This is a genomic window from Leptobacterium meishanense (assembly GCF_037645805.1).
Classification (GTDB): Bacteria; Bacteroidota; Bacteroidia; order Flavobacteriales; family Flavobacteriaceae; genus Leptobacterium_A; species Leptobacterium_A meishanense.
The window spans coordinates 85,269-108,115 of sequence record NZ_JBBEXE010000005.1; the positions used below are offsets into that span (position 1 = coordinate 85,269).

Below are 22,847 nucleotides of genomic sequence, written 5' to 3' on the forward strand. Positions count from 1 at the left end.
TGATGTACTTTTTAATTTTATGTTATAACTGTCATTGCTTCTGTCAAAAAGCTTGCCCAAGATATAAAAATAACCGAAAAAGAAGACTGACCTTTGTTAAAAATAGTATTTTAGAAAAATGAAACGGCCACTGCCTCTAAAAAAAGGAGCTACTATTTACATAACTTCTACAGCACGAAAAATTTCGATAGAGGAAATTCAACTTGCTATTGATTCATTGGAAGTTTGGGGTTATCATGTTCGTATCGGAAAAAACATTGGTATAAAAAATCATCAATTTGCAGGAACAGAAGCTGAACGAATAGCAAGTTTTCAAGATGCTTTAGATGATCCGGATATTGATGCTATCTGGTGCGCACGGGGTGGTTATGGAACGGTAAAGATCATTGATGAAATTGACTTTACCGGATTCTCGGAAAACCCAAAATGGATTATAGGGTATTCTGATGTTACGGTTTTGCATTCACATATCCATAATTTGGGCATAGAAACTTTGCATAGTACCATGCCGATAGATTTAAAAAGAAATACCAAAGAATCATTAACCTCTTTAAAAAATGCGCTTTCCGGCAACTCTATTTCTTATATGCTTCCCGCTTCTAAAAATAACCGGTTAGGCATTGCCAAAGGGGTATTGATTGGAGGTAATTTATCTATTTTATACAGTTTACTAGGATCTAAGTCCAGTATTGATACTTGGGGAAAGGTTCTTTTTATAGAGGATGTTGATGAATATCTATACCATATAGACCGGATGTTAATGAACCTAAAACGGAATGGCTATTTTGATGGGCTTGCCGGATTAATTATAGGGAGTATGACGGATATGCATGACAATTCCATCTCTTTCGGAAAAAATGCTACAGAAATTGTTCTGGACATTGTTTCAGGGTATGACTTCCCTGTTATTTTTGATTTTCCTGCAGGACACCTTGATGATAACCGGACTTTATTACTGGGGCGCAATGTGAAATTGGAGGCAACTTCTCAATACAGTTCTTTAACTTTTCAACAATAAGTTATGGCACAGCAGCATGAGTTTGGAAAAAAGGCAGAGCAAATAGCTTGTGATTATTTACTAAAAAAAGGATACAGGATCCTTGAACGGAATTACCGTTTTGAAAAAGCAGAAGTAGATCTCATTGCTCAAACAAACAACATTCTTAGTGTTATAGAGGTAAAAGCCCGAAGTACTACTGATTTTGGAAATCCGCAGGATTTTATCACTAAGAAAAAAATCCAATTATTGGTAAAGGCCATTGATCATTATGTAATTGAAAACGATTTGGAGGTAGAAGTCCGTTTTGATGTGATAGCTATTGTGAAAAATGGGACTAATTTTATGATAGAACATTTGGAAGATGCTTTTTATCATTATTAAAAGCCTCACTTATAAGATCTAAAAAAGCATCTTAATTCTATTTCTTTCATATTTACCTTCTGTGCAAAAACAAACTTATTGTTGTATTTATAACATTTTGTTTATTTTTGCGTATCGATAACCGTTATATGAAATGAAAACTATTTCTTCTGTTGTAGAAACCTATATCAAATCAAAACCATTCCTCCAAACAGCCTTGGCACAAGGGATTATTAACCTTACCTCTCTTTCCAGAATTATTAAACCGGAGATTGAGGAGGAGTTGGGAAAAGATATCCGTAATGGTGCCATTGTAATGGCACTAAAGCGCCTTTCGGATGATTTGGAATTTAGAGCCACCCATAAAATTGTAAAAGTTTTAAAAGATATTGGTGAAATTACGGTGCGTTCTTCATTGAACGCCTATACCTTTAAAGTTTCCGATTCGTTGTTGCAAAACATGGCTTTACTGATTACCAAAATTGGCGACAATAAAAATGCTTTTTATACCTCGTCCCGAGGGGTCAATGAAACTACTATTATCGCTAGCAATAACATTACCAACGAAGTGGAAGATGTTTTTAAGAACGAAACGCTGCTTGAAAAAGTGGAGAATGCTTCATCTATTACTGTTAAGTTGCCAAAAGAGAATGTAAGCATCCCGGGAATTTATTACTTCATTTTCCAACGGCTATCCTGGGAAGGTGTTAATATCTATGAGGTAATCTCTACCACGTATGAGTTTACTATTTTGGTGGGTGATGACCAAGTGGACAAGGCCTTTAAAGTTATTAAAGATTTAAAGGGGTTATAAATTAAATAGCCTCTATCTCATTGACCACAATTGATTGCAATGCATTTAATGCTTTTTCTATAGTATCAATATGTTCAAACGTTAAGAGCAAACGCAATCCGTTACGGGTTTCTTTTTCTTTCATTTTACAAGCTCCCGAGTGTTGTTGTATATATTGAAGCACACTATTGAATGCATTACTTTGGTAAAAAGCACTTTGTTGGTCGGCCACAAAATATCCTATCATTTTTCCTTTTTTAAGCACCACTTTTTCGAGCCCTATGTGCATGGCATGCCATTTCATCCGAACACTGTTCAACAACCCTTTTGCTTCTTGAGGTAAAGGGCCAAAGCGGTCTTCTAAATGATTTTCAAAAGCTAAAAGATCCTCTTCGCTTTTCAGGTTACTTAATTCATTATACAAATTCAACCGTTCTGATATATTATTGACATAGTCATCCGGGAAGAGCAACTCAAAGTCTGTATCTATTTGTATTTCTTTCACAAAATCTTTTGTTTCTTTCCCAGACTGATACAGCTCTTTAAATTCATTTTCTTTAAGTTCTTCTATGGCTTCTGCCAATATCTTTTGGTACGTATCAAAGCCTATATCATTGATGAACCCACTTTGCTCTCCTCCCAAAAGGTCTCCTGCTCCACGTATTTCCAAATCTTTCATAGCAATGTTAAATCCACTCCCCAATTCGGTAAACTGCTCTATTGCCTGTATCCGCTTGCGTGCATCTTCCGTCATGGCGACATAAGGCGGTGTAATAAAATAACAAAAGGCTTTCTTGTTACTCCGGCCTACACGTCCTCGCATTTGGTGAAGGTCAGAAAGTCCAAAGTTATTTGCATTATTAATAAAAATGGTGTTGGCATTGGGCACATCCAACCCACTTTCCACAATAGTTGTAGACACCAATACATCAAAGTCTCCGTTCATAAAAGCCAACATAAGCTGTTCTAACTTTTTCCCTTCCATTTGCCCATGACCTATTCCTATCTTAGCATCCGGCACCAATCGCTGGATCATCCCGGCAACTTCTTTGATGTTTTCTATACGGTTATGAATGAAAAACACCTGCCCCCCTCGTTGAATTTCATAAGAAATGGCATCGCGAACAGCTGCTTCATTAAATTGAATGACATGGCTTTCTATCGGATAACGGTTAGGCGGCGGAGTGGTAATTACTGAAAGGTCCCTGGCAGCCATTAAACTAAATTGAAGTGTACGCGGAATAGGCGTAGCGGTTAGCGTAAGCACATCTACATCCTCTTTAAGCGTTTTTAATTTGTCTTTAACAGCTACGCCAAATTTTTGTTCTTCATCAACGATTAACAATCCTAAATCTTTAAATCTTATATTGGGGTTGACCAATTGATGTGTGCCAATGATTATATCTACCTGACCATTCATCAATCCTTCAAGGGTTTCTCTACGCTCTTTCGCAGTGCGGAATCGGTTTAAATATGCTACCTGAACCGGGAAATCTTTTAACCGGTCACTAAATGTCTTGTAATGTTGAAACGCCAAGATAGTGGTGGGAACTAAAACTGCTACTTGTTTTCCATTATCTATGGCTTTAAATGCAGCACGTATGGCTACTTCTGTTTTACCAAAACCTACATCACCACACACTAATCGGTCCATCGGACGGGGGCTTTCCATATCTGCTTTTACATCGGCAGTGGCCTTGCTTTGATCAGGAGTGTCTTCATATAAAAAAGAAGCCTCTAGCTCTAATTGCATATAACTATCTGGCGCATACTGAAATCCTTTTTTTGCACGTCGTTTTGCATAGAGTTCTATGAGGTTAAAAGCTATCTCCTTAACGCGTTTTTTGGTTTTTTGCTTTAAAGCTTTCCATGCGTTACTGCCAAGCTTATAGATCTTAGGTGGTTTTCCGTCTTTTACGTTATACTTGGTTATTTTATGAAGCGAGTGTATACTCACATATAAAATATCCCGATCACCATAAACAAGCTTGATAGCTTCTTGTGTCTTTCCTTCAACTTCTATTTTTTGAAGTCCACCAAACTTCCCAATTCCATGGTCTATATGAGTTACATAATCCCCTACTTGTAAATTAGTAAGCTCTTTTAATGTAATTGCTTGTTTTTTAGCATACCCATTTTTAAGGTGGAATTTATGATAGCGTTCAAATATCTGATGGTCTGTATAACAGGCTATTTTTAAATCCTTAGAGATAAATCCCTGAAAAAGCGGAAAGACTACTGTCTTATAATAAACCGGTATTTCCATATCTTCAAAAATGGCATGGAACCGGCGAGCCTGTTCATCAGTAGAACAGCATATATAATTGGTGATCCCTGATTGATGGTTGTCATTCAGGTTTTTAATTAATAAGTCAAATTGTTTATTGAACGCCGGCTGGGGGTTTGTTTCAAATTCAATAATCGTTTTTGAACTGAAAAATGGCTGTGAACTCAGTTCAACTGTTGTAAAATTCTTTAATTGTTCTTTCAATAATGTTGAAGAACAGAAGAGCTCTTCCGGAATGGAATGTTTAATTTCTTTAGAAAGATGGGTAAATGCTCCTTCTGCTTTTTGATATAAATGATCTATCCGGCCTGCTAAAAGATCAATATTCTTTGTAAAAACTATTGTTTTGGAACTGATATAATTTAAAAAGCTTTCTCTTGATTCATTAGTTAATTTATTCTCTACGTTTGGGATGATGGCTATTTTTTTCAATTTTTCAACAGAAAGTTGTGTTTCAATATCAAATGTCCGGATACTGTCTATCTCGTCTCCAAAAAACTCAATTCTGTACGGTTTGTCATTTGAAAAAGAGAATACATCTATAATACCCCCTCTAACTGAGAACGCTCCCGGTTCGCTTACAAAATCAACCCTTTTAAAATGATATTCAAATAACACCTCATTTACAAAATCCAAAGAAATGGTGTCTCCTACCTGAATTTTAAGCGTGTTTTTTTCTAGCTCCCTACGCGTCACTACTTTTTCAAAAAGTGCATCGGGATATGTAATGATTAGTGCTGGCTTTTTTCGGGAACTGATCCTGTTAAGTACTTCTGCCCTCAGCAGCACATTAGCATTATCTGTTTCCTCTATTTGATAAGGCCTGCGGTAGCTTCCCGGATAGAAAAAAACCTGTTTTTCATCCACTAGCTGTTCTAAATCGTTCAGGTAATAGGCCGCTTCTTCCTTATCATTGAATACTGCCAAAAAAGGACTGTCTGCTGCTTTGAAAGCATTGGCAATTACAAAAGAAAGGGAGGAGCCTACCAATCCTTTTAATTGAATTTTATTTTGGGAGATGGCAATAGCATTCTCTAGTTTTTGCTGTTGCAAAGACTGTTGAAATACTTGCGAAATACTACCTTTACTCACTCAGGTAATTTTGTTGCAAAGGTAAAATTATATTCTTATTGAAAAAGTTATCTGGTTAATGAATTTTTGCCCATTATATTTGCTAAGGCAAAGCTAACAATTGCCGGCAGCAACCATCCTATGCTATAACTTGCCAATGGGATGTATGCTTTAATAGGCTGCATAGTTTCCGCCATTCCCAAGCTAGAAAGAAAATCTGGCACACTAAAGATTAATGTTATTATCACAACCACTTTAAACACAAAAGGTGTCGCATATTGTTGGGGCAAGATATTTAATAAAATAAGTACAATCGTTATTGGGTATATAAACATTAATGCTGGAATAGCTATATCTATGATATAGTGTACATCAAACTGCCCCATAACAACTCCTAAAACAGCTGCTATTACAGCTGTACTTACATAAGCTATTTGTGAATTATGAAAAAGACCTTTCATAAAGTCCGCAGTTCCCGTTACAATCCCCACTGCTGTGGTAAAACATGCCAAAGAAACCAATACACTTAAAAACGTATTGCCAATATTTCCCAATGTTTTGATGCTTAATCCGGACAACAATTCAGTTCGTGTTACTGATTCATTAAATTCGGTATTGAACAATGCACCCGTAGCAATAAGCCCTACATACATTAAAAACAATCCGGCCCCTGCTATGAGCCCCGCACGGGAAATGAGTCGTTTTTTAGTATTAAATGAAGTGTATCCCTTTAAATTAAGTGATATAATAATGACCCCTCCAACGAGTACTGCTCCAATGGCATCAAATGTTTGATATCCTTCTAACAAACCGTCTACAATAGGGGTTTTATACATCGATGGGTTCATCCCCGGATGCGGTGAGAATATCCCAATCCCAATAATCGCCACCAGAATCCCTATAATAAGTGGCGTCAATATTTTTCCGAGAATATCAAGTATTTTTGATCGGTTTAAAACAAATATGAGCACTAAAACAAAATAGATACTGCTTGTTAGCCATGAACTTGTTCCAAAAAAAGGTTGTATTGCCATTTCATGGGTTACGGATGCCGTTCTTGGGGCGGGTAATGAAACAGATATAGCATATACACAAAAACAATAAATAATGCTAAAAGCAGGAGATACTTTGTTTGCAAAATCACGCATAGTGCCTTGTAATCTGGCATGCGCCAAGATCCCCAACAACGGTAGCCCAACTGCAGAAATAAAAAAACCTAAGGCCACCAAAAACCAATCAGTACCGGCATTAAAACCCAAAAAAGGAGGTAAAATTAAATTTCCGGCACCAAAGAACATCGAAAATAAGGCAAAGCCGGTAACAAATGTTTCCTTCGTGTGGTTCATGGGTTTCATCATATCTTTGCGAAAGATAACAGAAAATGTTTTTACAATACAAAGAGATTCCTGTTTTTTATGCTGATACCGGAAGTGGAGACACTGTTGTTTTACTTCACGGGTTCTTGGAAAACAATACCATGTGGAATGCTTTTACTCCAAAACTTTCCAAACAAAACCGGGTTATTAGTATAGATCTTCTTGGACATGGTAATACCGGGTGTTTAGGACATGTCCATACAATGGAAATGATGGCTGAAGTTGTTCATGCAGTATTAAACCATCTTGAGATAACGCACGCTACTTTTATAGGGCATTCCATGGGAGGGTATGTTTCGTTGGCATTTGCCGAATTATTCCCAGAAAATATAATCGGTCTATTATTAATGAATTCTACTTTTGAACCGGATTCTGAAGAACGAAAACAAAATAGAGACCGTGCAATTGCAGCCGTCAGGCAAAACCATACATCTTTTGTAAATATGTCTATCACAAACCTTTTTTACTCTAAAAACAGAAAACTATTCCCTGAAGGCATAAAATTGATAAAAAAAGAGGCTTTAAAAACTCCTTTACAAGGAATTATTGCTGCACTGGAAGGGATGAAGGTACGCCGTGACAGAACATGGGTCCTTAAAAACTTTCCTTATAAAAAAGCTATGATTCTCAGCAAAAATGACCCTATATTAAAGTTCGATGATTTATATGAAAAAGCACAAAAAATCAATTTAGAGTGTATAATTCTTCCTAATGGACACATGAGTCATGTAGAGAATAAAAATGCTGTTTTACAGCATCTACAGAATTTTATAAATAAATAACTTGCTGACTTCTTGATAATTACAAAAAAATAGTTATCTTTAGTGTCCCAAATTATTAAAACCTACTTAACCATGACTTCTACAAACAAATCACTTTTCTCATTAGGCAAGCTTCGTTGCCTAATTTTCGGACATTGTTTTATTATCACCCGAAAAGTCACTGCTCACATCAAAGAATATGAATGTTCTTGCTGTAAAATGCAAGTTACTAATGATGTAAAAGGCAATTTAGCTTTTTTAACACCTCAACTCAGAGAAATAAATGAGACACTTGCTGTAATGCATCAAAAACGACATCATCACGCACACCATACAGCGGCTTAATCATTATCGGATAAGGCATTCCAGCCCTGCGCTTTTAACGGAATTTTGGTAGCAGCTCTTGTTATTAAATACATTCCTTCGCTTTCTTGTACCATATGACCAATTATTGAAAGGTTAGGGTTCCCCTTTATCTTTGGATAATCGTCTTGGTTAATGGTAAAGAGCAATTCATAATCTTCACCTCCGTTTAGTGCTACAGTTGTACTGTCTAAATTAAATTCTTCACAAGTCGATATCACTTGTGGGTCTAATGGTATTTTATCTTCATACAAATTGCACCCTACTGCACTTTGCTTGCATAAATGGATAATTTCCGAAGAAAGGCCATCACTAATATCAATCATAGAAGTAGGTTTTACATCCAACTCCTTTAAAAGCTTCCCTATATCCTTTCGGGCTTCTGGTTTTAATTGTCGCTCTATAATATAGCTATAAGGAGCTAAATCCGGTTGATTGTTCGGATTTACCTTGAATACTTCTTTTTCCCGTTCCAATACTTGTAATCCCATATAAGCCCCTCCCAAATCACCACTCACTACCAGTAAATCATTTGGTTTTGCACCACTTCTGTAAATAATATCTTTTTCATCAGCTTTCCCTAACACTGTAATTGAAATAATCAACCCTGTCACAGAAGAAGTGGTGTCACCCCCTACTATATCTACCTCATATAATCTTGCTGCCAATGCAATCCCTTCGTACAGTTCTTCAATAGCTTCCAACGGAAAACGATTGGAAATAGCTATAGATACCGTTACTTGTGTCGCTATTGCATTCATGGCATAGATATCGGAAAGATTTGCCATTATTGCTTTATAGCCCAGATGTTTTAAAGGCATATAACTCAAATCAAAATGTACTCCTTCTACGAGCATGTCTGTAGAAACCACTACTTTTTTCTTTTTAAAATCCAAAACAGCAGCATCGTCCCCTACTCCTTTTAAAGTGGAGGATTGTTGTATCTCAAAGTTTTTAGTTAAGTGCTCAATAAGTCCAAACTCTCCTAGTTCAGAGAGTGACGTATGCGATGGGTTTTTGTCTTCTATCATGAAGCAAAAATAAGAAAGCATTGATAACTTTAATATGATAACTATTTTACAGATCATAAATGTATCTCATTGTTAGGGTTTTTATTATGAAAATAATGGCAAGGCAATTTTTAATCAGCCTAGCATCACTAGTTATTGGGGTATTTAATAAAACGAAAAGTATAAGGAAGCAATAGCACCTACAAACATCCCTCCTAAAAGACAAACATCCCTTATTTTTTTTTTATTTATGATAATGGTTTTTTTTTGTGTTAAAACAAATAAAAAATATATTATGGGAAAAATTCTACTTTCAGCTCGTCAACCACAAAAGCGAGAACAAAAAAATAAAAATTTCTATGCATCGATCATTACTGCTGTAATGATGCTTTTTGTAAGCATCGGGGCGATGTCTCAGACAAACTTTGTTTCTTCTAACCCAACAGCGGGAGCAAACGGAGTAGTAAGAACTTCTAATATTGTAATGACATTTGATGCGGCGATAGCTGCTGCACAGGTAACATCAGCGAATATTCAGGTAAGAGGGGAACAAACAGGGTTAGTTGCTGGTAGTTTCTCTGGAGGAGATACTCCTGTAATTACCTTTGACCCTACAGTTGATTTTAAACCTGGAGAAGTGATACAAGTCACTATAACGACAGGATTAGGAATAGCAGATTCGCATAGTTTTACATTTCGAACGGCTTCTACTCTTATTGGTAATGTTACTGGGGTTAACACAAATATCGTTGCTACTGACGCTACTGATGCTCGAGATGTTTTTGCTGCAGACATGGATAATGATGGGGATATGGATATAATCTCCACAAGTGCTAACACTCTTACTTGGTATGATAATGATGGTAGTGAAAACTATACCAAACGTATCATTCCCTCCACTAATAATCCCGGAGGTATTTTTGCTGCAGATATAAATGGAGATGGTAATCTGGATATAGTACTAACATCTTTTAGTGATGATACGCTTGCTTGGTATGAAAGTGATGGCAATATTACTCCTGCCTTTACTGAGCATGTAATTCCTGGTGCCGGAAATGGGGCCATTAGTATCTATGCAATAGATGTGGACGGTGATGGAGATATGGATATATTATCAGGAGCAAATATCGATAATGATTTTTTTTGGTTTGAGAATGATGGTAGTGAAACGTTTACTAAACACGCCATCAGCACTAATGAATCAGGGGCATTTGACATCTATGCTGTTGACGTGGACGGTGATGGAGATATAGATATATTGACAGCATCTTCTGGAAATGATACCGTTGCTTGGTTTGAGAATGATGGTAGCGAGGTATTCACTAAACGAACCATTACTAACACAGCAAGTGCTGTCAGAAGTGTTTATGCAGCAGATGTGGATAGTGATGGAGATATGGATGTGTTATCAGCTTCTTCTCTCGATAATACAATTGCTTGGTACGATAATAATGGTAGTGAGGTCTTTACAAAACGAATAGTCTCTAATACGGCACCTGATGCCCGAAGCGTTTATGCTGCAGATGTAAATGGGGATGGCAATATGGATGTATTATCGGCTTCCGCAACTGATAACACGATTGCTGTGTATGAGAACGATGGTAGTGAAGTATTTACAAAACAGGTAATTACCAATACTGCAACTCGTGCTTTTAGTGTCTATGTAGCAGATGTAGGAGGTGATGGTGATCTGGATATATTATCAGCTAGCCGAGATAATAATACAATAGCTTGGTATAGTCTTATAGACACTCCACTAAGCACTACAGATGAAAGTTTTAAAGAGAGTATAGCACTCTATCCAAACCCTAGCAATGGTCGAACAACAATTTCATTATCAAATAATAATGCCCCAATAAATCTTGTCGTTAGTAATTTGTTGGGTCAGCGAGTATTTGAAAAGCATTACGAGGCTACTAATACCATAGTATTAAACGCAGCAATCCCTACAGGGATCTATCTAGTAACACTTACATCAGGTAATGCTAAAGCAACACTTAAAATGATAGTGGAATAGAAACGTAAGTAATTATGAAATGAAAAAAACCTCTTAAATTATACTAAGAGGTTTTTTCATAAATATAAAATCATTATAATTAAGTATCTTTAAATAAACTGCTAACTAATTATTAATGAAACTTAGAAAAAAATTATTTCTACTACTTATCATTAATTTAACAGCCTGTTCTTCAGGAGATGACAGCATCACCCCTGTAACAAATCCTGACCCCATTGGCAATCCATCTAACGGTTTAATACTCTGTGAAAATGGATTTGCCGATATTTATCCTTGCAATGGGTATGATTTAGTGGCCCGGATACCGCTCTCTGATCTAAATGCTAGTGGCGGTAATGATATTTGGGGATGGACTGATACTACAACCAATAAAGAATATGCCATTATAGGATTAAGCAATGGTGTTGCCTTTATAGATATCTCTGATCCCGTTAACCCTGTTTTTTTAGGAACGCTTCCTACGGCTACTTCTTCTAGCACATGGCGAGATATCAAAGTTTATAATAATCATGCTTTTATTGTGGGGGACAATGTAGGGCAACATGGCATGCAGGTTTTTGATTTAACAAGGCTTCGAAATGTAGAAAATCCACCACAAAATTTTTCAGCCGACACTACTTTTTCAGGATTCGGGTCGGCACATAACATAGCCATTAATGAAGCCACAGGCTATGCCTATATAGTAGGTGCTGATAGAAATAGCACCTATAGAGGCGGCCCGCTATTTATCAATATTCAAAACCCAACAAATCCCATTTTGGAAGGAGGTTATGGGGGTGGGGGCTATTCACATGATGCCCAGGTAGTCATTTATAATGGTCCAGATACTGAACATGTTGGAAAGGAAATCTATGTGGGAAGTAACGAATCACAAGCAGTTATTGTAAATGTTACTGATAAAAATAATCCAATTGGCATCTCAACCATGGCCTATTCCAATCTACGGTACACACACCAAGCATGGTTTACCGAAGATCATCGGTATCTCATTATTGGTGATGAGCTTGATGAAAGTGGTTTCGGGTTTAACACCCGGACATTAATCTTTGATGTACAAGATATGGATAACCCTGTATTACATACTACTTACTCAGGTCTTACGAAAGCTATAGACCACAACGGATACACAAAAGGAAATGAATTTTTCCTTTCAAACTATACTGCTGGAGTACGCATTCTTGATATTTCAGGAATTGACAGCGGAACTATTATCGAATCAGGGTTTTTTGATACATTTCCGGACAATGATGGCACAACTTTTAATGGTGTATGGAGTGTATATCCATATTTCCAAAGTGGAAATATAATTATAAGCGATGCCAATAATGGCTTTTTTATTATTAGGAAAAGTAATTGATTATGAAAAAGAATGTGTATGCAGCGCTACTCTCTTTCCTTATTTACAGCTGTTCCTCTTCAGATGATGATAAAAATACAATAATTGATCCTAGTTTCTTAGGAGAAATCGAGTGGATAAAAACATTTGGAGGCACTAATGAAGATACCGCACAAGGTATTATAAAAACCTCTGATGGAGGATATGCTATTATTGGTTATACTAACAGTATTGATGGTGATATTGTAGATAAAACATTACAGGAAAATGATTTCTGGGTTTTAAAACTTGATAATGATGGCAATATACAATGGAATAAAACTTATGGAGGAAGTGGAGATGATATAGGGCAAGACATTATACAAACTATTGATGGCGGATATGCCGTTACCGGATATAGTATGAGTGCTGATGGGGATGCCTCTAACAATGAAGGTTTTCATGACAATTGGGTGATCAAATTAAATGCTTCAGGCGATATTGAATGGGAGAAAAGCTTTGGTTTTGCAGGTCATGACCATGCCTATGGAATTCTACAAACTGCTGATGGTGGTTATTTTGTTTCCGGATTTATAGATGTAACCGGATCTAATGGAGCCGGAAATTCAGGAAAATCATCCCTTACAGCTCATGGAGTAGGTGAATTTTGGGCAAACAAACTTGATGTCAATGGTAACTTAGAATGGCGTCGTTTTTTTGGAGGAACAAATAATGACAGGGCTTTTGGAGTAGTTCAAGCCAACGATGGTAGCTTTGTAATGGTAGGTGCTTCTGAAAGTCAAGATTTTGATATTTCCAATAGTAATGGCAGTTATGATTTTTGGATTATAAAAGTAAGCAGTAGAGGTGATCTGGTCTGGGAACAGACTTTTGGTGGATCAGGAATAGATATTGCACAAAGTATTACTAAAACTACAGATAACAATTATCTCGTAGTTGGCAAAGCAAATAGCACAAACGGAGATATTACTAACAATAAAGGGGATTCTGACGTATGGGTTGTAAAAGTTAGTGATTCAGGCAAACTCCTTTGGGAAAGAAACTATGGAGGTGCTGACTTTGAAGATGCCGAAAGCATTATCAATACATCAGATGGCAATTATATCATAACTGGTAACTCGAGGAGTAATAACTCTGATCTCTCTGAAAACTTTGGAGAGAATGATATTTGGGCTATAAAAACTGATGATGATGGCACTATTCTTTGGGAAAAATCATTTGGTGGTTCTGGAATAGATCTTGGTTTTGATGCTGTTGAAACTGATGAAGGCTCCATAATAATTGTAGGTGAAACGGCAAGTAATAATAATCATATAAATGAAAATAAAGGGTTGAAAGACTTGGTGATTATTAAAATTAAGTAACAATAAAAACATTTCTGCAAAATTTTGCCATGTGAATTCTTCACAGGGTTTGAAGATCATTTAAAATTTTAATTCTTTCTCTTCAGCATATAAATAAAACTTATTATTCAATTTGTTATATTAATATCAGAAATAGTAATTTATCCCTTGATTTATGCTATTTTTGTGCATTATTTAGAATCAATCTATTTAAAATGATCCGAGTTTCAGAATCAGCAAAACAGAAGGTATCCCAACTCATGGCCGAAGAAGGTTTTGATGTTGCAACCGATTACGTTCGTGTAGGTGTCAAAAGTGGGGGATGCTCAGGATTGTCCTATGAGCTAAAATTTGACAGAACAAAAGATGAAGAAGATAAGATGTTTGAAGACAATTCTATAAAAATAATAGTTGACAAAAAGAGTTTTTTATATCTAATAGGAACCACTTTAGAATACTCAGGAGGGCTTAATGGGAAAGGATTTGTATTTAATAATCCAAATGCACAACGTACCTGTGGCTGCGGGGAGAGTTTTTCACTTTAAGATTAAAAACACATGGCATACACAGAAGAAGAATTAAAGAAAGAACTTGAAACCAAAGAGTATGAATATGGATTTTATACAGATATAGAATCCGATACATTTCCAAATGGTTTAAACGAAGAAATTGTTCGTGCTATTTCCAAAAAGAAAAATGAGCCAGAATGGATGACCAAATGGCGTTTAGAAGCTTTTAGAGTTTGGTCAGAAATGACAGAGCCTGAATGGGCCAATGTAAAATATAAAAAACCTGATTTTCAAAACATATCCTATTATTCTGCCCCAAAAAAGAAAGACAAATATGAAAGCCTAGATGAGGTTGACCCCGAATTATTGGAAACATTCAATAAGTTGGGGATTTCTATTGATGAGCAAAAAAAACTAGCTGGAGTGGCTGTTGATATTGTGATGGATTCGGTTTCCGTAGCCACCACATTTAAAAAAACATTGGCAGAAAAAGGGATTATTTTCTGCTCTATTTCCGAAGCTATTCAAGAACATCCTGAACTGGTAAAAAAGTATTTGGGAACTGTAGTGCCTCAAAAAGATAATTTTTATGCAGCATTAAATTCAGCTGTATTCTCAGACGGGTCTTTTTGCTATATTCCAAAAGGGGTTCGATGTCCCATGGAACTTTCTACTTATTTCAGGATCAACCAAGCAGGAACAGGTCAGTTTGAACGAACTCTAGTTATTGCTGATGAAGGTAGTTATGTAAGTTATTTAGAAGGATGTACAGCACCTCAGCGTGATGAAAATCAATTGCACGCAGCAGTTGTTGAACTTATTGCATTGGATAATGCAGAAATAAAATATTCAACTGTACAGAATTGGTATCCCGGAGGAAAAGACGGGAAAGGAGGCGTGTATAATTTTGTTACCAAACGAGGGTTGTGCGAAACCAATGCTAAAATTTCCTGGACCCAAGTAGAAACAGGAAGTGCTATTACCTGGAAATATCCTTCCTGTATATTGAAAGGAGATAATTCGGTAGGGGAATTTTATTCTATTGCTGTTACCAACAACTATCAACAGGCAGACACCGGCACCAAAATGATCCATTTAGGTAAAAACACTCGGAGTACTATTATCTCCAAAGGGATTTCTGCTGGAAAATCACAGAACAGTTATAGAGGATTGGTACAAGTAAATTCTAGGGCTGATAATGCCCGAAATTTTTCTCAGTGTGATTCTTTGTTAATGGGAAACAATTGTGGAGCACATACCTTCCCGTACATTGAGGCTAAAAATAAAACTGCTCAAATAGAACACGAAGCAACTACCAGTAAAATTGGCGAAGACCAAATATTCTATTGCAACCAACGAGGAATTGATACTGAGAAAGCCATTGCCTTAATTGTTAATGGGTTTAGCAAAGAAGTGTTAAATAAACTTCCCATGGAATTTGCTGTAGAAGCACAAAAATTATTAGAAATATCCTTAGAAGGATCTGTTGGGTAGTGATTTAAAATTTGAAGTTTAAAATTATGGCTACAATTACATCTTTTGAAGATTTAGAAGTTTGGAAAAAGGCACGAGTGTTTGCAAAAGAAATTTTTGTGGTAGCTAACACATCCCGTTTTAAAAATGATTTTGATTTGATAAATCAACTTCAAAGAGCGTCAGGATCTGTAATGGATAATATAGCTGAAGGCTTTGAAAGGGGAGGAAATAAAGAATTTATCCATTTTTTAAGCATATCAAAAGGTTCATGTGCAGAGGTTAGGTCACAACTTTACAGAGCTTATGATAGGGCATATTTAACGAAAGAATTACTAGATGAATTAAAAGAAAAGAATATGGAGCTGAGCAAATCATTATCCGGATTCATAAAATATTTACAGAAATCAGAATATAAAGGGAATAAATTTGTAAAATAGGGAATCCTCACATTGAAAAAGCAATTTTGAATCTCAAATTTTAAATCTCAAATTTAATAATGCTAAAAATAAAAAACTTACACGCAACTATAGAAGATAAAGAGATATTGAAAGGCGTAAACCTTGAAGTTAAAGCAGGAGAAGTACATGCCATTATGGGACCTAACGGATCAGGGAAAAGTACTTTATCATCTGTCATAGCCGGAAAAGAAGAATATGAAGTCTCCGAGGGGAAAATCTTTTTAGAAGGAGAAGATATAAGTGAATTAAGTGCTGAAGAACGGGCACATAAAGGGATTTTCTTGTCTTTTCAATATCCTGTGGAAATTCCTGGGGTAACCGTTACAAACTTTATAAAAACTGCTATTAATGAAACCCGAAAAGGACGGGGACAGGAAGAAATGCCGGCCAATGAAATGCTCAAAAAGATTCGGGAAAAAGCCGAATTGCTTGAAATAGACAGAAAGTTTTTGTCCAGATCACTTAATGAAGGGTTTTCCGGAGGGGAGAAAAAACGTAACGAAATATTTCAATTGGCCATGCTGGAACCAAAATTGGCCATTTTAGACGAGACAGATTCGGGATTGGATATCGATGCACTTCGTGTTGTAGCAAATGGGGTTAATAAATTAAGAAGCAAGGACAATGCCGTGATTGTAATTACGCACTATCAAAGACTGCTTGAGTATATTGTACCAGACTATGTACATGTACTCCATAATGGTAAAATTGTAAAGTCCGGAACAAAAGAACTTGCCTTAGAACTAGAAGAAAAGGGATATGATTGGATTAAACAGGAAGTTCAAACTGCTTAAAGTTTAATTATAAATGGATCTAAAAGAAAAACTAATATCATCATTCATTGCTTTTGAAGAAACCATAGATATTGATTCAGAGATTCATGATATTCGCTCTGAAGCTATCAAAACATTCGAACAAAAGGGATTTCCTTCTAAAAAAGAAGAAGCATGGAAATATACTTCTTTAAACTCCTTGCTAAAAAATGATTACAGTGTCTTCCCGAAAAAGGAAACTGCCCTCGATTTTAAAGAGGTAAAAAAATATTTTATCCATGATATTGATTCCTATAAAATTGTGTTTATTGACGGGGTTTATAGTTCTTATCTCTCAGACACAACCCATGAAGGAATAGATGTATGTATTATGAGTTCGGCATTAAACAAACCAAAATACAAACTCATCATAGATAACTATTTTAACAAAGCAGCCAATAAAGATGAAAGCCTAACATCACTCAATACTGCTTTTAGCAGAGAAGGTGCCTATATAAACATCCCGAAAAACAAAATGGTGAACAAGCCCATACAGATTGTCCATTTTGCTACCGGAAATGAAGCCGCACTAATGCTACAACCACGCAACCTTATTGTTGTGGGAGAAAATGCATATGTACAAATTATAGAAAGACATCAAAGCTTAAATGACAATCCGGCACTTACCAACTCAGTAACAGAGCTATTTACCAACAAAAAAGCTATTGTAGATTATTACAAAATACAAAATGACACCCTGAACGCATCACTAATAGACAACACCTATATTTCTCAACAAAGAGATAGCCATACAAGTGTCCATACATTCTCTTTTGGAGGGGGTCTTACTCGTAATAATCTTAACTTTTATCATAAAGATGAACGGGTAGCATCCACGCTTAAAGGAATAACAATCATAGGAGATAAACAACATACAGACCATCATACATTGGTTCACCATGCACATCCTAACTGTGAGAGCCATCAGGATTATAAAGGAATTTATGCAGACAGAAGTACAGGCGTTTTCAATGGAAAAATTATCGTAGAAAAAGAAGCACAAAAAACCAATGCTTTCCAACAAAACAATAACATTTTAATAGATGATAAAGCATCCATTAATACCAAGCCCCAATTAGAAATTTTTGCAGATGATGTAAAATGCTCACACGGATGTACCATAGGACAATTGGACGACGATGCATTGTTTTATATGCGTTCCCGTGGAATCCCTGAAAAAGAAGCCCGAGCATTGCTTATGTATGCCTTTGCCAACAATGTCCTGCAAAGTGTAAAAATCCCTGAGGTAAAAAGCCGTATCAACAAGCTCATCGCTATGAAACTGAATGTGAATATCGGATTCAATTTATAAAGCATGCCAGCAGCAGCAAAAGATAAAACATTTAATGTCCAGAAAACAAGGAAAGACTTCCCTATCCTCAACAGAGAGGTAAACGGATACCCGTTGGTTTATTTGGATAATGCTGCTACCTCCCAGACCCCTCAAATAGTTATTGATACCATTGTAGATTATTATAGCAATTACAACGCAAACATCCATAGAGGTGTACATACCCTCTCTCAGGAAGCTACCGATGCCTATGAAAATGCACGGGGGAAAATCCAACAGCATTTCAATGCAGCAAAACCACACGAAATCATTTTTACCTCCGGTACCACCCATGGAATCAATCTCGTAGCCACCGGATTTACCTCCTTTATAAATAAAGGTGATGAAATCATTGTTTCTGCATTAGAACACCATTCCAACATTGTTCCTTGGCAAATGTTATGCGAACGCACTGGAGCTATTTTGAAAGTCATTCCTATGAATGAAGTGGGCGAGTTGGTGATGGATGAATATGACAAACTCCTCTCCGAAAAAACCAAACTGGTTTTTTGTAACCATGTCTCCAATGCATTAGGTACAATAAACCCTATTGAAGAAATTATTAAAAAAGCACATGCTATTGGTGCTGCCGTGTTAATAGATGGCGCACAGGCATGCCCACATATAAAACCCGATGTACAAGCATTGAATGTTGATTTTTATGTGGCTTCTGCACACAAAATGTGTGGACCAACAGGAGTAGGAATCCTTTATGGCAAAGAAGCATGGCTCCACAAGTTACCCCCATACCAAGGGGGAGGGGAAATGATTGCCGAAGTTACCTTTGAAAAAACTACCTATGCCGGATTGCCCCATAAATTTGAAGCAGGGACCCCAAATATTTGTGGGGGTATTGCTTTTGGTGTAGCCATTGATTATATGAACAGCATTGGGATTGACACCATTGCTGCTTACGAGCATGGGCTATTGGAATATGCTACTAAAAAATTACTTGAAATAGAAGGTTTAAAAATATATGGCACCGGCCATAACAAAACTTCTGTTATTTCTTTCAATATAGAAGGCATCCATCCATACGATATAGGGACTATTGTAGATAAACTTGGAATTGCCGTTCGTACCGGGCACCATTGCGCACAACCTATCATGGATTATTATAAAATCCCCGGGACCGTAAGGGCCAGCTTTTCCTTTTACAATACCAAAGAAGAGATAGATGCACTGGCTGCTGCCGTTAAAAAAGCTAAAATGATGTTAAGTTAATATGGCCACGATACAAGACATACAGAATGAAATAGTAGATGAATTTTCCATGTTCGATGATTGGATGCAACGCTATGAATACATGATAGAACTCGGAAAGTCACTGCCGTTAATTGAAGAAAAATATAAAACAGATGATAACCTCATCAAAGGCTGCCAAAGTAAAGTTTGGGTACATGCCGAATTAAAAGATGATAAACTGGTTTTTACGGCAGATAGTGATGCTATTATTACCAAAGGCATCATTGCCATCTTAATCCGGGCGTTTTCTAATCAAAAACCTCAAGATATCATAGAGGCTGATACAACCTTCATTGATGAAATAGGATTAAAAGAGCACCTTTCACCTACCCGCGCTAACGGATTAGTAAGTATGATTAAACAATTAAAAATGTATGCTATAGCATACCAGACACAGATAAAAACATGAGTGATATAACAATAAATACACAAGAACTGGGCGAAAAAATAGTACGGATTTTAAAAACTATCTACGACCCCGAAATTCCTGTGGACATTTATGAACTGGGGCTTATTTATGACGTTTTTGTTAATGAAGATTATGATGTTAAAATATTGATGACGTTGACCACGCCCAATTGTCCTGTAGCCGAAACACTTCCTGTAGAAGTAGAGGAAAAAGTAAAAACCATTAACGAGGTAAAAAGTGCTGAGGTGGAAATAACCTTTGATCCCCCATGGAGCCAAGATTTAATGAGTGAAGAAGCAAAATTGGAATTAGGATTGTTATAACCATATGGCAGAAGAAATCAAAAACAGGGTAGCGCAAAGCAAACTGATTACTTTTGACCTTGAGGAGTACTATCCTGAAGGGAAACGAGTACTATTTGACATTAAAGACTGGTTATATGAAGGGCTTATACTCAAAGAAAAAGAATTCAGGCAACATGCCAAAGAACATAACTGGGAGCAGTATAAAAATAGTTATATAGCCCTTACCTGTTCTACAGAGGCTATTGTCCCCGCCTGGGCTTACATGCTTTTAGCCACCTATTTAACCCCCTATGCTAAAAAAAACATTACAGGTGATCTAGCCCTTCTCGAAACAATTCTTTACAAAGAAATTATTGAAAAATTAGATGTCTCACCATACGAAAACCTTCCTATAATCATAAAAGGTTGCTCCAAAAAACCTGTCCCACAGAATGCCTATATTATGCTGATTGAAAAATTGCAACCTGTTGCAAAAAGCATCTTATATGGTGAAGCCTGCTCATCGGTGCCACTCATTAAGAAAAAATAATAGTATTTTGTACCTTTCGATTAAAAACCAACCAATAACCAACATTTTTAGAAAATGAAAAACAACTTGACCTTATTGTCGGCCACTTTTTTTATTTTTTTGAATATCGGAAATGCACAAGAAACAAAACAAAAAGACAGTATAAAAGAAGGCTGGTGTACCGAAGGAAAACTATCTTTTTTATTCAACCAAGCAGCCTTTTCCAATTGGGTAGCCGGTGGGGAAAACAGTTTTTCCGGGACTATTTTAGGAAATTATGAATTCGATTATTCCAAAGGCAATTGGAGCTGGGACAACAAAATAACCGCTGCCTATGGACTTACGAAGACCGAAGGAAGTGATTTTGTAAAAAAGACGGATGACCGTATTGAATACAACTCCGTTTTGGGCAAAAAAGCCTCCAAGAACTGGTACTATTCCGCATTTTTAAATTTTAAAACCCAATTTGCAAAAGGATATCGGTTTGAAAAAGACCCTATAACCGAAGAAGAAATCCGCATTGAAGAAACCAACTTCCTATCTCCGGCATACCTTCAGTTTGGTCCGGGTGTTTTATGGAAAAAAAGCAAAAACCTAAAAATAAATATTGCACCTGCTACTACCCGTTTAATTTTTGTGGATAAGAAATTCACTTTAGGGCTTCCCGATGGTGCCTATTTTGGTGTGGACGAAGGGAAAAGTACCCGTGTAGAATTTGGAACATCCCTTTCTGTTTATTACAAATTCACTCTTGTAGAAAATGTCACCTTTGAACATATCCTGAATCTCTATACCGATTATTTGGAAGAACCAAAAAATGTAGATATGGATTACCAGCTCAATGTGGTTATGAGCATTAATAAATTCCTTTCTGCAAACATCGCTTTTCAGGCTATCTATGATGATAATGCTATTGCACGGCTTCAAGCCCGTGAATCTTTTGGATTGGGGGTTAATTATATTTTTTAAATTCCCCTATAATTCCCTTATTATCAGTATACTAAAAACATTTTTATGTATATTTATATGTGATTTCGGGGCAACAATGTCCCCTATCATATTTTATTATTAATTTCCTAACCAACCACCACTATTATGAAGATAATAAACAAATTCTCAAAAGGGTTTGACTCTCTTGCTCTTTTAACCCTTTCAATGGCATTTATAGTATTACAAAGTTGTAACCCCAATAAAAAAGACAGTACAATAGAAATTATAACAGAAGTTATGGATTTTCAAACTGCAGATACCATACCTTCTGGCTGGAACACTTTTAAATACATAAACAATTCTACAGAAACCCATTTCTTTTTACTCGACAAATATCCGGAAGGGAAAACCATTGAAAATGCCGAAAAAGAAATTGCACCCCCTTTTCAAAATGGGATGGATTTAATAAATGAAGGAAAGACCGAGGAAGGGTTCGCAGAATTCAACAAACTTCCTTCTTGGTTTTTTGAAGTTGTTTTTTTAGGCGGTTCCGGATTGGTTTCCCCTAAAAATTCCAGTTTGACAACTGTTAAACTAGAACCGGGCTATTACATTATGGAATGTTATGTGAAAATGGCTGATGGTACTTTTCATTCCACCATGGGAATGGTAAAGCCCATCATTGTAACCAATGGAGATAGTGGTAATTTACCCCCTGAAGCTACAATAAACATAAGCATCTCAAGTACTGAAGGGATTGTTTATGATGCTCCCATAGAAAAAGGCATGCAGGTTTTTGCCGTTCAGTTCAAAGACCAAATTGTGCATGAGAATTTTGTAGGGCATGACGTAAACTTGGTCAGGCTTGATGATACTGCTAATCTTGAGGCACTTGAAAACTGGATGAATTGGGCAGACCCAAAAGGACTTATAACACCTGCTCCGGAAGGAGTTACTTTTTTAGGGGGCGTAAATGACATGCCAGCAGGGAATACCGGCTATTTTCAGGTGAACCTTGAGCCGGGCAATTATGCTTTTGTTTCTGAAGTGCCAAATAGTTTAAAAAAGAAAATGCTAAGAACATTTGAGGTTTTGGAATAAAAAGAAATTCAATTTGTTTTGTCGAAATGAACTTTCTATTCCTAATC

At 36.4% G+C, this 22,847-nt stretch carries 22 protein-coding genes; 19 read left to right on the forward strand and 3 right to left on the reverse strand.

The genetic code is table 11. The annotated features are described in order from the left end of the window. The first annotated feature begins 118 nt into the window (after positions 1–118). The 3 genes from WBG21_RS06225 to WBG21_RS06235 all read left to right on the forward strand — a co-directional run bounded on the left by WBG21_RS06225 (position 119) and on the right by WBG21_RS06235 (position 2,174). A complete protein-coding gene (locus tag WBG21_RS06225) occupies positions 119–1,018 on the forward strand; it encodes a S66 peptidase family protein (RefSeq protein ID WP_340075906.1) in 900 nt (299 codons plus the stop codon). 3 nt (positions 1,019–1,021) lie between these two features. Further along, a complete protein-coding gene (locus tag WBG21_RS06230; RefSeq protein WP_340075908.1) occupies positions 1,022–1,381 on the forward strand; it encodes a YraN family protein in 360 nt (119 codons plus the stop codon). Positions 1,382–1,514: 133 nt separating this feature from the next. Next, positions 1,515–2,174, forward strand: a complete 660-nt coding sequence (locus WBG21_RS06235; protein ID WP_340075910.1) for an aspartate kinase — start codon at positions 1,515–1,517, stop codon at positions 2,172–2,174. Position 2,175: 1 nt separating this feature from the next. On the opposite strand, the gene mfd is transcribed toward WBG21_RS06235, so the two are convergent. Continuing rightward, positions 2,176–5,532 (reverse strand): transcription-repair coupling factor, encoded by a 3,357-nt coding sequence (gene mfd, locus WBG21_RS06240; protein WP_340075912.1) that lies wholly within the window; start codon positions 5,530–5,532, stop codon positions 2,176–2,178. A 47-nt stretch (positions 5,533–5,579) separates the two neighbouring features. Beyond that, positions 5,580–6,857 (reverse strand): branched-chain amino acid transport system II carrier protein, encoded by a 1,278-nt coding sequence (gene brnQ / locus WBG21_RS06245; protein WP_340075914.1) that lies wholly within the window; start codon positions 6,855–6,857, stop codon positions 5,580–5,582. 35 nt (positions 6,858–6,892) lie between these two features. On the opposite strand from brnQ, the gene WBG21_RS06250 reads away from it, so the two are divergent. Beyond that, on the forward strand, positions 6,893–7,669 hold the full coding sequence (locus WBG21_RS06250) for an alpha/beta fold hydrolase (RefSeq protein ID WP_340075916.1): 777 nt from the start codon (positions 6,893–6,895) through the stop codon (positions 7,667–7,669). A gap of 72 nt (positions 7,670–7,741) precedes the next feature. Continuing rightward, on the forward strand, positions 7,742–7,993 hold the full coding sequence (locus tag WBG21_RS06255) for a hypothetical protein (protein ID WP_340075919.1): 252 nt from the start codon (positions 7,742–7,744) through the stop codon (positions 7,991–7,993). Here the strand turns inward: WBG21_RS06255 and thiL are convergent. Next, a complete protein-coding gene (gene thiL / locus WBG21_RS06260) occupies positions 7,990–9,042 on the reverse strand; it encodes a thiamine-phosphate kinase (protein WP_340075921.1) in 1,053 nt (350 codons plus the stop codon). The two genes, WBG21_RS06255 and thiL, sit on opposite strands and share 4 nt — an antisense overlap. A gap of 274 nt (positions 9,043–9,316) precedes the next feature. Between thiL and WBG21_RS06265 the strand changes: the two genes are divergently transcribed. The 14 genes from WBG21_RS06265 to WBG21_RS06330 all read left to right on the forward strand — a co-directional run bounded on the left by WBG21_RS06265 (position 9,317) and on the right by WBG21_RS06330 (position 22,800). Next, positions 9,317–11,038: an FG-GAP-like repeat-containing protein gene (locus WBG21_RS06265; protein WP_340075923.1), complete on the forward strand. Its 1,722-nt coding sequence runs from the start codon at positions 9,317–9,319 to the stop codon at positions 11,036–11,038. 115 nt (positions 11,039–11,153) lie between these two features. Next, on the forward strand, positions 11,154–12,395 hold the full coding sequence (locus tag WBG21_RS06270; protein ID WP_340075925.1) for a choice-of-anchor B family protein: 1,242 nt from the start codon (positions 11,154–11,156) through the stop codon (positions 12,393–12,395). 2 nt (positions 12,396–12,397) lie between these two features. Continuing rightward, positions 12,398–13,738, forward strand: coding sequence for a hypothetical protein (locus WBG21_RS06275; protein WP_340075928.1), 1,341 nt, complete (start codon positions 12,398–12,400; stop codon positions 13,736–13,738). A gap of 194 nt (positions 13,739–13,932) precedes the next feature. Next, a complete protein-coding gene (locus tag WBG21_RS06280; RefSeq protein WP_340075931.1) occupies positions 13,933–14,262 on the forward strand; it encodes a HesB/IscA family protein in 330 nt (109 codons plus the stop codon). A 12-nt stretch (positions 14,263–14,274) separates the two neighbouring features. After that, entirely contained in the window at positions 14,275–15,720 is a 1,446-nt protein-coding gene (sufB, locus tag WBG21_RS06285; protein WP_340075933.1) for a Fe-S cluster assembly protein SufB, read from the forward strand. Positions 15,721–15,746: 26 nt separating this feature from the next. Next, the gene (locus tag WBG21_RS06290; RefSeq protein ID WP_340075935.1) at positions 15,747–16,139 is read left to right on the forward strand and encodes a four helix bundle protein; all 393 of its coding nucleotides are present in this window, start codon (positions 15,747–15,749) and stop codon (positions 16,137–16,139) included. 59 nt (positions 16,140–16,198) lie between these two features. Continuing rightward, positions 16,199–16,954, forward strand: coding sequence for a Fe-S cluster assembly ATPase SufC (gene sufC / locus WBG21_RS06295; RefSeq protein ID WP_340075937.1), 756 nt, complete (start codon positions 16,199–16,201; stop codon positions 16,952–16,954). 13 nt (positions 16,955–16,967) lie between these two features. Continuing rightward, positions 16,968–18,284 (forward strand): Fe-S cluster assembly protein SufD, encoded by a 1,317-nt coding sequence (gene sufD, locus WBG21_RS06300; RefSeq protein WP_340075939.1) that lies wholly within the window; start codon positions 16,968–16,970, stop codon positions 18,282–18,284. A gap of 3 nt (positions 18,285–18,287) precedes the next feature. Next, entirely contained in the window at positions 18,288–19,526 is a 1,239-nt protein-coding gene (locus tag WBG21_RS06305; protein WP_340075942.1) for an aminotransferase class V-fold PLP-dependent enzyme, read from the forward strand. A gap of 1 nt (position 19,527) precedes the next feature. Continuing rightward, positions 19,528–19,956, forward strand: coding sequence for a SufE family protein (locus WBG21_RS06310; protein WP_340075945.1), 429 nt, complete (start codon positions 19,528–19,530; stop codon positions 19,954–19,956). Continuing rightward, entirely contained in the window at positions 19,953–20,279 is a 327-nt protein-coding gene (locus WBG21_RS06315) for a DUF59 domain-containing protein (protein ID WP_340075947.1), read from the forward strand. The genes WBG21_RS06310 and WBG21_RS06315 overlap by 4 nt, the downstream gene beginning before the upstream one ends. Positions 20,280–20,283: 4 nt before the next feature. Continuing rightward, on the forward strand, positions 20,284–20,790 hold the full coding sequence (locus tag WBG21_RS06320; protein WP_340075949.1) for a DUF2480 family protein: 507 nt from the start codon (positions 20,284–20,286) through the stop codon (positions 20,788–20,790). 54 nt (positions 20,791–20,844) lie between these two features. After that, on the forward strand, positions 20,845–21,738 hold the full coding sequence (locus tag WBG21_RS06325; protein ID WP_340075951.1) for a DUF3078 domain-containing protein: 894 nt from the start codon (positions 20,845–20,847) through the stop codon (positions 21,736–21,738). A gap of 126 nt (positions 21,739–21,864) precedes the next feature. Beyond that, on the forward strand, positions 21,865–22,800 hold the full coding sequence (locus WBG21_RS06330) for a hypothetical protein (protein WP_340075952.1): 936 nt from the start codon (positions 21,865–21,867) through the stop codon (positions 22,798–22,800). Positions 22,801–22,847 lie beyond the last annotated feature (47 nt).